The sequence below is a fragment of the Kaistella rhinocerotis genome (genome assembly GCF_030243905.1).
Taxonomy (GTDB): Bacteria; Bacteroidota; Bacteroidia; order Flavobacteriales; family Weeksellaceae; genus Kaistella; species Kaistella rhinocerotis.
Genome location: NZ_JASSYY010000002.1, coordinates 165,184 through 177,773 on the forward strand (window position 1 = coordinate 165,184; position 12,590 = coordinate 177,773).

At 42.5% G+C, this 12,590-nt stretch carries 15 protein-coding genes; 10 read left to right on the plus strand and 5 right to left on the minus strand.

The window, feature by feature from the left end:
- The first annotated feature begins 37 nt into the window (after window positions 1-37).
- Window positions 38-1,048, plus strand: a complete 1,011-nt coding sequence (locus QEP06_RS05940) for a glycosyltransferase family 2 protein (protein WP_285269490.1) — start codon at window positions 38-40, stop codon at window positions 1,046-1,048.
- On the opposite strand, the gene QEP06_RS05945 is transcribed toward QEP06_RS05940, so the two are convergent.
- The gene (locus QEP06_RS05945) at window positions 1,049-2,044 is read right to left on the minus strand and encodes a glycosyltransferase (RefSeq protein WP_285269491.1); all 996 of its coding nucleotides are present in this window, start codon (window positions 2,042-2,044) and stop codon (window positions 1,049-1,051) included.
- Between the two features lie 77 nt (window positions 2,045-2,121).
- On the opposite strand from QEP06_RS05945, the gene QEP06_RS05950 reads away from it, so the two are divergent.
- On the plus strand, window positions 2,122-2,691 hold the full coding sequence (locus QEP06_RS05950; protein ID WP_285269492.1) for an acyltransferase: 570 nt from the start codon (window positions 2,122-2,124) through the stop codon (window positions 2,689-2,691).
- A 6-nt stretch (window positions 2,692-2,697) separates the two neighbouring features.
- Window positions 2,698-3,507 (plus strand): glycosyltransferase family 2 protein, encoded by an 810-nt coding sequence (locus QEP06_RS05955; RefSeq protein WP_285269493.1) that lies wholly within the window; start codon window positions 2,698-2,700, stop codon window positions 3,505-3,507.
- A 15-nt stretch (window positions 3,508-3,522) separates the two neighbouring features.
- Here QEP06_RS05955 and QEP06_RS05960 read toward each other — a convergent pair whose 3' ends face one another.
- Window positions 3,523-3,735 (minus strand): hypothetical protein, encoded by a 213-nt coding sequence (locus QEP06_RS05960; protein WP_285269494.1) that lies wholly within the window; start codon window positions 3,733-3,735, stop codon window positions 3,523-3,525.
- Window positions 3,736-3,813: 78 nt separating this feature from the next.
- Between QEP06_RS05960 and QEP06_RS05965 the strand changes: the two genes are divergently transcribed.
- From QEP06_RS05965 to QEP06_RS05995, 7 genes are all read left to right on the plus strand, one after another.
- Window positions 3,814-4,980 carry a glycosyltransferase gene (locus QEP06_RS05965; RefSeq protein ID WP_285269495.1) on the plus strand — a complete coding sequence of 389 codons (1,167 nt, stop codon included), beginning with the start codon at window positions 3,814-3,816 and terminating at the stop codon, window positions 4,978-4,980.
- Between the two features lie 3 nt (window positions 4,981-4,983).
- Window positions 4,984-6,132, plus strand: a complete 1,149-nt coding sequence (locus QEP06_RS05970; protein ID WP_285269496.1) for a glycosyltransferase — start codon at window positions 4,984-4,986, stop codon at window positions 6,130-6,132.
- A 27-nt stretch (window positions 6,133-6,159) separates the two neighbouring features.
- Window positions 6,160-6,720, plus strand: coding sequence for a serine acetyltransferase (locus tag QEP06_RS05975; RefSeq protein WP_285269497.1), 561 nt, complete (start codon window positions 6,160-6,162; stop codon window positions 6,718-6,720).
- 139 nt (window positions 6,721-6,859) lie between these two features.
- Window positions 6,860-7,540 (plus strand): carbonic anhydrase, encoded by a 681-nt coding sequence (locus QEP06_RS05980; protein ID WP_251832766.1) that lies wholly within the window; start codon window positions 6,860-6,862, stop codon window positions 7,538-7,540.
- Window positions 7,541-7,556: 16 nt separating this feature from the next.
- Window positions 7,557-7,850 (plus strand): hypothetical protein, encoded by a 294-nt coding sequence (locus QEP06_RS05985; protein WP_285269498.1) that lies wholly within the window; start codon window positions 7,557-7,559, stop codon window positions 7,848-7,850.
- 127 nt (window positions 7,851-7,977) lie between these two features.
- Window positions 7,978-9,573 (plus strand): SulP family inorganic anion transporter, encoded by a 1,596-nt coding sequence (locus QEP06_RS05990; protein ID WP_285269499.1) that lies wholly within the window; start codon window positions 7,978-7,980, stop codon window positions 9,571-9,573.
- A gap of 31 nt (window positions 9,574-9,604) precedes the next feature.
- Window positions 9,605-10,240 (plus strand): carbonic anhydrase, encoded by a 636-nt coding sequence (locus QEP06_RS05995; protein WP_285269500.1) that lies wholly within the window; start codon window positions 9,605-9,607, stop codon window positions 10,238-10,240.
- On the opposite strand, the gene pth is transcribed toward QEP06_RS05995, so the two are convergent.
- From pth to QEP06_RS06010, 3 genes are all read right to left on the minus strand, one after another.
- The gene (gene pth, locus QEP06_RS06000) at window positions 10,241-10,804 is read right to left on the minus strand and encodes an aminoacyl-tRNA hydrolase (RefSeq protein WP_285269501.1); all 564 of its coding nucleotides are present in this window, start codon (window positions 10,802-10,804) and stop codon (window positions 10,241-10,243) included.
- Between the two features lie 12 nt (window positions 10,805-10,816).
- Complete coding sequence (locus tag QEP06_RS06005) at window positions 10,817-11,692, minus strand: hypothetical protein (RefSeq protein WP_285269502.1); 876 nt, start codon at window positions 11,690-11,692, stop codon at window positions 10,817-10,819.
- Between the two features lie 90 nt (window positions 11,693-11,782).
- Window positions 11,783-12,580 carry a hypothetical protein gene (locus tag QEP06_RS06010; protein WP_285269503.1) on the minus strand — a complete coding sequence of 266 codons (798 nt, stop codon included), beginning with the start codon at window positions 12,578-12,580 and terminating at the stop codon, window positions 11,783-11,785.
- Window positions 12,581-12,590: the final 10 nt, after the last annotated feature.

Below are 12,590 nucleotides of genomic sequence, written 5' to 3' on the forward strand. Positions count from 1 at the left end.
AAGGTCATTCGGCGTTGCCAATTTAAATTTCTATTAAATGAAACCCAAAGTTTCCGTCATCACCACCTTCTACAACTCAGTTTCACTGGGGAACTTTGTACATCGTGCGATGGATTGTTTACTTGCCCAAACCTACCACAATCTCGAGTTGATCTGCGTAAATGACGGTTCTAAAGATGAAACACTCACACAGCTGAAGATGTATGCTGAAAAAGATTCACGTATTTTAATCATTGATAAACCCAACGAAGGAACCGCGCAATATGCAAAAGCGGCCGGACAGGACGTTGCCACAGGTGATTTGGTGATGCTTTTCGATCACGATGATTTGCTTTCCGCAGATGCTATTGAAAAAGGCGTTCAGATTTTTACAGAAAATCCTGATCTCGGGATGGTCGGAATGATTGTAAAAACCGTATTTCACGATGGAAACATTAAAAACATCTATTCGCTCCATCAGCTTCTCGATACCGAGTCCGCCTTTGTTCCACACCAGATCAGCGGCGAAGATGCGCTGCGGCTTACGGTGGGACGTTATGATTTCCATTTCCGTGGAATTTATCGCCGTGAAGTCTTCCAAAAGGTTTCGTTCAGGTTTACGGAAAAACTTTTGAACGCAGATGAGATCGTGGAGAGATTAATCCTGAAAAACGTAAAACTAATTGGCTCGTGCAGCGGTATTTACACACATTTTGTCCACCCCGATTCTTCGGCTAAATCATTTAACATAAAGAAAACCGATCTGGTGGTCACCGATATGTATATGCGCAGTTTCGCTAAAAACCATGGCATCTACAATGAAAGGAAGGAAGTTTTTGAGCGGGTTGCGTATAAAAATCTGATCGATGCGATGAAAGCCTTCCAGCATTTTCGCAAAGAATTGCCCGCTGAGGAATCTTACAGACAAAATGAACGTCTCCGAACCGCGTTCAGTGAAATTGACCGGCCGGTTTTATTTAAAAACTTTAATGGTTTTATTCGGTTCTATCACCAAATTTTATTGTCAGCCTACAACCTTTTCAGCCGCTTTTATCAAATGAAAAAATGATCAGCGGTAATACATCCAACGGAAATACTGTACAGCCAAAGCCGGCGGCAGCGCCAATTTGATGGATTTTTTCTTCACTGAAGTGCTGAAACGGGGACTGAAATAATCTTTTAAGCGCAGATTTGGGTACTTTTTGTACAGCCCGAAACTGTAAAGCCATTCTCGCGCGTCCTGTTTTGCCTTCCAGTTCATCACTAAAGTCATCGTTTTATAATTCACAATGTGCGTGCGGATAAAATTGCGGATTTGCGGGTCTTTTGTTACTTTTAAAGACTGTGTAAAATGTTCTATAATTGTCGCCCAATTGTCAAAATGCCGCCTGTTTCGGTTGTGAATCACCGATTTTTCATGCAAAACATACGTGTATGTCAGCTCCTTTCGCAGTGCTATTTTGTTAAGTTTGAGCATGGTATGAAAAGTCCACAGTTCATCCTGCGCAAAAAGACCGGGCACGAACCAAAGTTCATTTTTGCGAAGAAACTCCGTGAGCATTAGCTTATTAACAGCGTAAGTCACCAAGTCGCCGTCTGCAAAAGCCTTCATCACCGAAAGATTACCTTCAATCACTTCCTGATTTGACAACAGCGGGATACAGATCGATTTTTCACCTGATTTCAACTGCTCACATTCGAGTTGCGCGACGGTCATTTCAGCGCCGGTCCTTTCGGCGGTTTCAACGAGCAGTTCTATGCTGTTTTCCTTTAAATAATCGTCACTGTCAAGAAAAAAAAGATATTTCCCGCGGGCAGTTTCGATTCCTTTATTCCTTACCACCGAAAGCCCGGAATTTTGCTCTAAATGGATGATTCTCCAGTTTTTTAACTGATTTTTTTGGATAAAACTTTCTGCAATGTCAACACTTTTATCCGGCGTTTGGTCATTGATCAGCGTTACTTCAATGTTTGGGTAAGACTGCACACGTACCGATTCAAGGCATTTGACAATAAAATCTTCGCAGCGGAAAAGCGGGATCGAAACGGTAACCAAAGGCAGCATCTGTGTGATATTTCGTCAAAAATACTTAATTATATTTTCAAATTCTTAGATTTGTCTGCACCACCAATGCACACAGGATGATAAAAAGTTTACTCGCCAAATCCGTTTCGAAGCTGTACGAAATTCTGCACAGGCTACGGGCTGACGCACAGCGGCAGCAGTTTTCGGTAAACCCGGAAAGCGATGTACACAGCAGTTTCCGGCTTGGGACGCACAATAAAATTGGCATTGACCCTTCAGCCAAAATTCAGATTGCGGAAAACGTCACGATCAATGAATATAATCTGCTTACCGTGAAACCGCGGACAAGTTTTTCGGTAGGTCGCGGGACATACATCACACGCTCCACAATCACTTGCCTGGAACGCATCGAGATTGGTGAAAACTGCCTGTTCGGCGAAGGTTCGAAAATTTTCGACCACAATCATCAGCATACTTCTGAGCCATTTTCAGTTTCCAAAACCGAGTTCAACACTGCTCCAGTAAAAATCGGCAATAATGTATGGACGGGCGCCAACTGTGTCATTCTGAAAGGTGTCACGATAGGCGACAATGTAATATTGGGCGCAGGTTGCGTGGTACACAGAGACGTGCCCGCAAATTCGGTGGTGGTTGCCAACCAAAATCAATCAATAAAAAACATTTAAAGTTTTATGCTATTCTCGGTTCTTGTCCCGCATTACAATCATTTTGAATACTTCAAAAAGTGCTACGAAAGTATCTGCGCACAGACCTACCGCGATTTCGAGATTATTCTGGTTGATGACTGTTCTACGGACGGTTCTTTTAAAAAAATCCAGGCATTTACCGAAGGAAATTCGAAAATTAAGGTTTACAGGAATGACAAAAACCGTGGCGTAGGTTTTACGAAACGACGATGCGTGGAGCTGGCGAAAGGAGAAATCTGCGGTTTCGTGGATCCGGATGACGCACTTCACGAAAATGCGCTCGAAATAAGCATCAACAACTTCGATGAAAAGACGGTTGCAACCTATTCGCAACTGTATTTATGCGACGAAAACCTTGATGTAACGAAAATCTTCCCGAATACGGCAAAGGTCCGCAACGGAAAAGCGCTCTTCTTTAACATCCATTTCGAGGTGGCGCATTTTTTTACGTTTCGTAAATCGGTGTACAACCTTACGGATGGAATTAATCCTGAGCTCCGCGTGGCTGAAGACCAGGATTTGATCCTGAAACTTTATGAGAAAGGCGATTTTAAATATATTCCGCAGCCGTTGTATTATTATCGACTTCATTCCGGCGGACTCTCGCACAGCAAAGATTTAGAAAAAACAAAGAATGAAAGTTGGCACCGGGTACTTTCGGAAATAGCGGCCAAACGGGGTTTGGATACAATCTATGGCGTCAGGCCAGGTGACATTTCTAATTTTCCGGAATTCATTTATAAAAAAGAAAACACTACAATAAAACGCTTGATGCGGAAAATGAAATGTTTTTAAATGTTTGTAGTAATGTCAATGCTTAATGAAAATCCCAACGTATTTACCCTCAAAACTAACGATTTCGGGCTGAATATCATTCGCTTCGCAAAAGTCTCTAAAAGCAGCATTATCACCGATATCATCGCTGATTAAAACCCCGCCGCTGCGCAGATGAGCGAAAAGCTCGTGGTAAGCCCACATGCGGCCATCGTAGCTTTTGTCACTTTCATAAAGCAATTCAGTCATTTGTGGAGGTTTTTTTATAAAAATAGATTATTTGATCTATTTTCTTTAAATTCCATGTTTTTAAAGCCAAATATACGCATGCCTCCTACCCGAAAGATTAAAGTCCTCTTCAGACACCGTTCCATGGAAATGGGCGGCGTGGAAAAAGTATTATTGAGTCTGCTTGAAAACCTGGATCCGGAGAAGTTTGAATTGACGGTTTTATTGAATTTAAATCAGGGCGAACTCCGCAATGAGATACCGACGCACATTCGCAAAGTGGTTTTGGCCAAAGGCAGGGAAGACCTGTCCGGAAATATTTTAATTCAAAAAATACAACTGGTGGCAAGGCGATTGAAACTCGAAAACCTGCGCCGAAACCCGCAGATAATTGACCGTGATTATTTGAAAAAGTCTTTCGACATCGAAATTGCGATGACGTACAACGATTTTGAACCGGTGCTGAATTCATCCAACAAAAAATCAAAAAAAATAGGCTGGTTTCATTCCGAAATCAACGAAAGGCAACTAGCAGTCCTGGTTCCGCAGATTCTGAAGCAGTTCCCGCAGTTCGATCATATGGTGTACTGCTCAGAAAATATCAGAAAACTGATGCACCGTGAGCATCCAAACCTTGCGTATCCGCCCGAAAGCGTGATTACGAATGCAGTTTCAACCACAGAAATTCGGCGAAAAGCTGATGCGTTTGTTCCGGAAATGCCGTCAGCACCGGTTTTTGTGGCGGTCGGTCGGCTGAATACGCGGAAAGGTTTCCACAAATTGATGGAAGCGCACGCGAAACTTATTTTGGAAGGTTTTCAGCATGCGGTAATGATCATCGGTGACGGCGAAGAACGCGCAAACCTGTTCGAACAGCGAAAAAAGCTTAATGTGGAAGAAACTTTCATTCTCGCCGGCAACCAAATGAATCCGTATCCTTACATCAAAAACGCTGATTTTTTCATATTGCCAAGCGAGTCGGAGGCTTGGCCACTGGTGATTGCGGAGGCGCTGATTCTGCAAAAACCCATCATCGCGACTGATACCGGTGATGTGGGATTAATGATTAAAAACCGCGAAACCGGTTCATTGGTTCGCTACGACGCCGACGAATTATATAAAGCGATGCGCGAATTCCTTACTGACAAAAAACTGGTTTCCGGAATTCAAAAGAATCTGTTGAATATTGACAGTCAATTTGATAACGAAAAGATTTTCCGCGAAATTGAAAAACTTCTGATTAATGCTTACCAAACTTTAGATTGATCTGTGGCAAAAAAGAAAATCCTTATCCGAATCGGTTCGCTGCGGCATGGTGGCGCGGAAAAAGTGCTTGTCACTTTTCTAAACAATCTGCCGCGGGAAAAATATGAAATCGACCTGTTGCTGAATCTATATTCGGGAAAATATTTAGGCGAAGTTCCTGCTTTTGTAAATGTTCTGTACCTGAATAAAGGCGAAATGATTACCACGAACCGCACGCAGGATTTGCCTCGTAAAGTTTACAGAAAAGTGTATCAGGCATTTTTAAAAAAATTTCCGAAAGTCCTGTACAAAAGCATCCTGAATGGAAAACAGTATGATATTGAATTTGCGGCTATCCATGGTATGCGCGATGATATTTTAAATTCGCCTCTGAAATCTTCAAAGAAAATCGTCTGGATTCACAATGACCTGCGCAAAACGCATTTTCACAATTATAACGACGCTGAAATCCGGAAGTTTTTTGGATTTGATAAAATTCTGGTGATTTCTGAACATATTAAAAACGATTTTGAAAAACTGGCGCGAAACGATTTTGAAAGACAGAAAATTTTGAGGATCTACAACCCGCTCGACACGGAGAAAGTCATCGCCAGCGCGGGGAAACCTTTAGAAATTGCCAAATCCAACGTGCCGACATTCGTGGCAATCGGTACCGTTTTTCCGCAGAAAGGTTTTGACCGTCTGTTGAGAGTGCAGCGCAGACTTTTGGACGAAGGTTTTAGTTTCAATGTGAAAATTATCGGCGACGGATATGATTTTGAAAAGATTAAAAAACTTAAAGAAGACCTTGATTTAGGCGATTATGCAGAAATGACCGGCTTTTCAAACGATCCGTATCCACACCTAAAGGCGGCTAATTTTTTCGTCCTCAGTTCCCGATATGAAGGCTTTCCGACTGTACTGTCTGAAGCCGTGACTTTAAAAAAGAACATCATTGCCACGGATGTTTCGGGTGCGCGTGAGATTTTAGAAAATGGAAACCTCGGATTGATCGTAGAAAATTCTGAAGAAGGCCTGTATGAAGGCTTAAAGAAAGCGCTGCAGGATCATGAAATCTTCCTCGAATTTCAGCAAAACCTCAACAATCATGTGCTGCCATTCAGCCTTGAAAACTCGGTGCGGGAAATTATGGATATCATAGACGGGCTCTGATTCGAAATATCTGCTAACTTTGCTCTGATGCCGAAAAACAATATCATCCAGAAAGATTTCTACCGCGAAAGCGGCAAAATGCTTGATACACCGGGCATCTGGATGAAATGCGTAAACCCGAATCTTCATTTCATTTACATTTTAAGGAAAACCCAGCGTCACCCGAAAAATTCAATTCTGGGAATGTTTTGGCGACTGGTTTTGCGTCATCATCAGATAAAATACGGTTTCCAGATTTATCCGGAAACGCAGATCGGGGCGGGTTTTTACCTGGGACATTGGGGCGCAGTGGTTATCAATCCAAAAACGAAAATAGGTCGTAACTGCAACGTCGCGCAAGGTGTGACGATCGCGCAGGCCAACCGCGGAAAAAAAGAGGGCGTACCCACCATCGGAAACGAAGTATGGATCGGGCCTAATGCTGTTTTAGTCGGTAATATAACGGTTGGAAATAATGTATTAATTGCACCGAACGCTTACGTAAATTTTGATGTACCGAATGATTCTGTAGTAACCGGCAACCCGGCGACCATCATTCCAAATCCGGCCGCAACTGAAGGCTACATTAGTAATAAAATTGCGGATTGATCTACTGTTACACGTAATTTTTTTGTATTAAATCTTGTTAATTTTAGCCCGTTTTAAATTCTAATTTTTATTTTTGTGCGCGTTCGGAGCGGTGCTTTTGCACGAAACCGGCAATCAAAACAGGTTCATTAGCCCCAATATGAAAAGATCTTACGAAGTAATATTTGAGAATAACCGAAAGTGGGTTGAAAGTAAACTGGCAGAAGACAAAGACTTCTTCAAAACACTTTCAAGCTCACAAAATCCTGATTATCTGTACATTGGATGTTCGGACAGTCGGGTTTCGGCGGAAGAGATGATGGGTCTGAAACCGGGCGAAGTCTTCGTTTCCAGAAACGTTGCGAACCTGGTGAACAGCCTCGACCTGAATGTAACTTCAGCTATACAATACGCGGTACAGCATCTGAAAGTGAAACACATCATCGTTTGCGGACATTACGGCTGCGGTGGCGTTCGGGCAGCGATGACTCCCGAAGATTTGGGCATCCTGAACCCATGGCTGCGCAACATCCGCGACGTGTACCGGATACATCAGCTAGAATTGGATGCGATTGATGACGAGCAGAAACGTTATGATAGGCTTGTGGAACTCAATGTTTTAGAGCAGTGCATCAACGTGACAAAAATGGCGGTTGTACAGGAAGAATATTTGGTAGATGAATATCCTATCGTTCACGGCTGGGTTTTCGACCTCCGAACGGGTAAGATAATCGATCTTGAAATTGACTTTGAGAGTACACTGAAAGATATTCAGAAGATTTACAACCTTACCAATTCTGATTGGGTGATGAGCAAGAAAAAAAATAAAAACCTCATCTGAACATAGACAGAACAAAATGAAAATTTGGAGTATCATTACATTGACGGTCTTCCTGAACTTTATGGCTTTACCAAGTATTGCCGGCGCGTTCGGATGGGATCTGCCGTCGACTAATGTGATCATCTCCGAAGAAGAAAGCCAGCATTCGCCGTTGGTTATTAATGAAAAGACCATTCCGGACACTTTGAATGTCCATGATTTTCTGAAATTTTTCCAGGCTGACCAGAACAGCAAATCTTTCCTCTGGACTGATGATTCTGTTCATCTTTCGCCTTTCCTCACTATATTTTCTCCACCTCCGGAAGCATAATTTTTTCTCCGAGTGTATTTGCAGCTGTTTCCATACCGAAACGGACGCAAATCTGTGATTAAAAATTATCATTCAACAACGTACTATACTCATTCGCAGTATTTTACATTATACTACTTTTTCTAAAATGAAAAAAGCAAAATCTATATACGGAGGAATTAAAGAAAATTTCCCTTCCGGCCTCGTCGTCTTTCTTGTCGCACTTCCTCTATGTTTAGGAATTGCACTGGCATCCGGCGCACCGCCACTTTCCGGCATTATCGCAGGAATCATTGGCGGCATTGTCGTTGGTTACTTAAGTAATTCCAACATCTCTGTCACCGGTCCTGCCGCAGGCCTCACAGCCATCGTTCTCACAGCCATTACAGATCTTGGCGCGTTTGAGCTGTTTCTGTGTGCCGGACTTATCGCCGGGATGCTCCAACTGATTCTCGGTTTTTTGCGTGCAGGAAGTATCTCAAACTATTTTCCAACTAATGTGATTGAAGGAATGCTCGCCGGTATCGGAATCATTATTATTCTGACCCAAATCCCGAACGCATTCGGTTTCACAGACGGTTTCGAGACCAAAGAAACACTGTTTGAAAACGGCTTCAATCCGGCTTATTTCGGGCAACTAGCATCTGGAGTTCACATGGGTGCGGTGATTGTCACTTTAGTTTCCGTTTCAATACTGGTGGCCTGGGACAAATTTCCGGTTTTAAAGAAAATCAAAATGATTCCGGGAGCGCTTGTAGCCGTAGCAACTGGCATTCTGCTCAATTATATTTTCGTCGTATCCGGAAGTTCGTTAGCGATCGGACCTGAGCATTTGGTTTCGCTTCCGGTTCCGCAAACCGCGGCAGACTTTACAAATATGCTGGTTTTCCCGGATCTGAACGGTTTTCTAAATCCAAAAGTGTGGATCGTCGGTGCAACAATCGCGATTGTGGCATCTATTGAAACGCTTCTTTGTATTGAAGCTTCAGACCGCCTCGATACGCACCGCCGGATTACAGATACCAATCTTGAACTCCGTGCGCAGGGTATCGGAAACCTGCTTTCCGCCGCGATTGGCGGCCTTCCGATGACTTCGGTTGTAGTGAGAAGTTCCGCAAATGCGGGCGCCGGAGCTACCTCCAAGACTTCGACGATGATTCATGGCGTGCTGCTTTTGGTCTGCGTACTTTCAATACCGTTTATTTTGAATTTAATTCCGCTTGCCACACTTGCAGCAGTTCTGATTCTGGTAGGTTACAAACTCGCGAAGCCCGCAACCATCATGCACTTCTGGCATAAAGGCAAATATCAGTTTATCCCGTTTATCGCCACCGTGATCGCAGTAGTTTCATTAGACCTTTTAAAAGGTGTGGGAATCGGATTGCTGATTTCAGTTTTCTATATCCTGCAGGGAAATATGAAGAGAGCTTATTATCTAAGCCGCGAAGATCTGGATGACGCCGATGATATCAATATTAAACTGGCCGAGGAAGTTTCATTTCTGAATAAAGCAGCCATCAAGAAAACACTTAAAAATGTAAGACCAAACTCAAAAGTGTGTATTGATGCACGCTCAACGTCCTACATCGCGACCGACATTCTGGATATGATTCAGGAATTTGCCAACATCAGAGCGAAAGAAGAGGATATTGAAGTGACACTGCTCGGCTTCAAGACGTCTTACCGCGAATACGCTGAGGACGAAGATTCCCACGTGATCATCGCACACAGAAGAGCAATTTAAAATATTAAGAACAATAATTAGAATTAAATTAATGAAAGCACATACATTAGAAACCCAATCAACCACAACTCCGGAAAAGGCACTTACATTTTTACAGGAAGGTAACCAGCGCTTTGTACAAAACCTTAAAATGAACCGCAACCTGCTCGAACAGGTGAATGACACCCGCGCAGGACAGTGGCCTTTTGCCGTGATTTTGAGCTGTATCGACAGCCGTACCTCAGCGGAACTGATCTTTGATCAGGGTTTGGGCGATATTTTCAGCATCCGTATTGCCGGAAATTTTGTAAATAAAGATATTTTGGGCTCCATGGAATTTGGCTGTAACGTAGCCGGGTCGAAACTTGTCGTAGTACTGGGTCACAGCAAATGTGGTGCGCTGAAAGGCGGCCTGGACGCACGCGCCATCGAACCTGCCGGCATGGAAAACCTAAACCATCTGATCAATAATTTCGAAGGATGTATAAATGAAGTGATACAGGACGGTGAAGAACGTTCTTCATCGAACAGCGATCTTCTAGAAAGGCTGAATGTCTGCAATATAAAACGTACCATTGCGGATATCCGTTCGCAAAGTGCTACACTGCGCAAACTTGAAGAAGAAGGCTGCATAAAGATTGTTGGCGCCAACTATTGTGTAGAAAGTGGCGTGGTCACGTGGCTGTAATTATTTACCGTTAAAACCGGTCATCGCATTCTGAATGCCTGCGAAAACAAAGGAAAGGCATGCTTTAGAAAACTTCTCGATTCTTTCGGGAAGTTTTTCTTTTTCCTCCTCTGTCCATTTTCCAAGCACGTAATCTACCTGCTTACCTTCAGGAAACTCTGCGGAGATACCGAATCTAAGGCGTGGGTAATTTTGAGTCTGCAGCTGCTCCTGAATGCTTTTCAAACCGTTATGACCGGCATCTGAGCCTTTCATTTTCATCCTAAGAGTCCCGAAAGGCAGAGAAAGGTCGTCGGTAACAATCATTAGATTTTCGACCGGAATATTTTCTTTCTGAAGCCAGAATTTCACGGCGTTTCCCGAAAGATTCATATAAGTATCGGGCTTTAGAATAAATACTTTCCGGCCTTTATATTTGCCTTCAGCCAAAAGACCAAAATTGGAAGATTTAAAAGGAGCTTCAATAGTTTCTGCAATTTTCTCAGCAACTTTAAACCCGACATTGTGCCGGGTTTCTGTATATTCATCTCCTTTATTGCCGAGACCGACGATAAGATATTTCATCTTAAAAAAAAACTATTTTGTGTATTCGAAAGTTAAAGTTCCTGCTCCTCCTGAGCCTACCGCTTTACTTGGATAGCCATCAGCATCGTACGTATAAGTGTAGGTAACCGCCTGGCCTTCCACACTTATTTTTTTATAGTTATTTACTGAAAAACCAGTTACAGCACTACTTTCGGTACCGAAAACTGAGCTCAGGATATTGAATACTTCGGGTAAAGTATGGAAAGGATTTTTGTAGGAATCATAATCACTGAAGTTGGCAGTGAGTACAATTGGAGGAATCGTAATGGGCGGCATGGGCGGCATGCTCATCGTAGATTTCCAGACGGAGATATTGTTTCCGCTGTAGGTAATATCATTCTGCATCGTGAACATATCGTAAGTCACAGTGGGATCAGAGATGTCGATACCCTGCATTTTACTTACGATTTTCGAAACTTTTCCGGCGGCATAACTCGCTGTTATGGTATTGTTAAACGAATTACCCGAATCTTCCACACCCGTACCTTTAGCTTCCGTAAATTTCCCGTTGGTATAGGAAATATCAAAATTGGTGGTCGTAACGGTTCCTCCATCATCCTGCACCACTTTTATCTTGCTGATGTTATTGTTGTCGTAAATCAGGTCATACGACACCGAATTATCGCTTGATCTAACATTCGTCAGCTTACCAAGTGCATAATTATAAGTTATCGTATAATTTCCGCCTGAACCATCGGGCGCTGTAAGTTTATGAAGCAATTTCGACGTGCCGGACCCGCCGCCGCCAGTTGGTGCATCTGTATCAAGCCCAAAAAGCAGGTCGCCGTTTTCATCCCGTCCGGGTTGGCAGGAAAATACCAACATAAGACTGATGAGTGTCGGGAATATATACAGTAGTTTTTTCATTTATTGATTTTTAGCAAAAGTAATGTATTTTTAAAACGTTTCAGAAATAGTTTTTTTTTGTCATTCAGGACCGTTTTCTTCGCTCATAGTTTAAGGTAATCTGAGCGTAATGGTGTCCCCGAACTCTTTTTCTTTATTTTCAGGAATATAAAAAAGCGTTAATAATACCTCTTCATTACGAACTTCGGTGAGAAGTTCTTTCGCTATACTAAAATTCTTCTTAATCAATTTCATAATTTCTGCGTCCTGCGCACTGCCAAAATTCTGAATTGCCTCAATTTCTTCGACTTCAGATTTGCTGTTGACTTTTAGTTTATAAACCGCAAACCGGTTCGCAGGGCGTTCCATTACAGTTTTTTTAAAATCTCCTTCACCTCTCTGGAAAACTGAGTTGTCAAAATAGAATGCCTGCGAAAGATTAAATTTATTTTTTCTTAAAAAATTCAATACTTCACGCTCCAGATCAATATTTTTGGTTTCAGAAGCAATTAAAGTCATTGGTGTACAGCTTGATATCACAAACTTAGATGAAATTCGTGGGTTTTCGCGGCTTGTCATAGACCAGATATTATCACCGTCACCTTCTGACAGATAAGCGATATATTTTTCACCAGTTTTAAGTTCTACTTCGCAACTACCACTATTGATATCACCTAACAGTCCCAAAACTTCTACCATGCGCGGCGGCTCACCTTTATAAGTTGCCATTGTTTTTATTTCAGCGGTGTAACTGCGCTTTCTTTTGTTTGGTGTTATTTTTAAAATTTCAATCTCTCCCACAAAATCTGCATCCTGAAATTGGATACCCACTTTTCCCGTCTCGTCGCATTTACATGCAAGAACATACGTCTGCAGAAAAAGGGCTGCCAGTAACAAAAGTTTTTTCATCAGTTAAATT

What these genes read in the sequence shown, in the direction of transcription:
- QEP06_RS05940 (WP_285269490.1), top strand. Translation starts at nt 38, where the DNA reads ATGAAACCCAAAGTTTCCGTCATCACCACCTTCTACAACTCAGTTTCA.
- QEP06_RS05945 (WP_285269491.1), bottom strand. Translation starts at nt 2,044, where the DNA reads ATGCTGCCTTTGGTTACCGTTTCGATCCCGCTTTTCCGCTGCGAAGAT.
- QEP06_RS05950 (WP_285269492.1), top strand. Translation starts at nt 2,122, where the DNA reads ATGATAAAAAGTTTACTCGCCAAATCCGTTTCGAAGCTGTACGAAATT.
- QEP06_RS05955 (WP_285269493.1), top strand. Translation starts at nt 2,698, where the DNA reads ATGCTATTCTCGGTTCTTGTCCCGCATTACAATCATTTTGAATACTTC.
- QEP06_RS05960 (WP_285269494.1), bottom strand. Translation starts at nt 3,735, where the DNA reads ATGACTGAATTGCTTTATGAAAGTGACAAAAGCTACGATGGCCGCATG.
- QEP06_RS05965 (WP_285269495.1), top strand. Translation starts at nt 3,814, where the DNA reads ATGCCTCCTACCCGAAAGATTAAAGTCCTCTTCAGACACCGTTCCATG.
- QEP06_RS05975 (WP_285269497.1), top strand. Translation starts at nt 6,160, where the DNA reads ATGCCGAAAAACAATATCATCCAGAAAGATTTCTACCGCGAAAGCGGC.
- QEP06_RS05980 (WP_251832766.1), top strand. Translation starts at nt 6,860, where the DNA reads ATGAAAAGATCTTACGAAGTAATATTTGAGAATAACCGAAAGTGGGTT.
- QEP06_RS05985 (WP_285269498.1), top strand. Translation starts at nt 7,557, where the DNA reads ATGAAAATTTGGAGTATCATTACATTGACGGTCTTCCTGAACTTTATG.
- QEP06_RS05990 (WP_285269499.1), top strand. Translation starts at nt 7,978, where the DNA reads ATGAAAAAAGCAAAATCTATATACGGAGGAATTAAAGAAAATTTCCCT.
- QEP06_RS05995 (WP_285269500.1), top strand. Translation starts at nt 9,605, where the DNA reads ATGAAAGCACATACATTAGAAACCCAATCAACCACAACTCCGGAAAAG.
- pth (WP_285269501.1), bottom strand. Translation starts at nt 10,804, where the DNA reads ATGAAATATCTTATCGTCGGTCTCGGCAATAAAGGAGATGAATATACA.
- QEP06_RS06005 (WP_285269502.1), bottom strand. Translation starts at nt 11,692, where the DNA reads ATGAAAAAACTACTGTATATATTCCCGACACTCATCAGTCTTATGTTG.
- QEP06_RS06010 (WP_285269503.1), bottom strand. Translation starts at nt 12,580, where the DNA reads ATGAAAAAACTTTTGTTACTGGCAGCCCTTTTTCTGCAGACGTATGTT.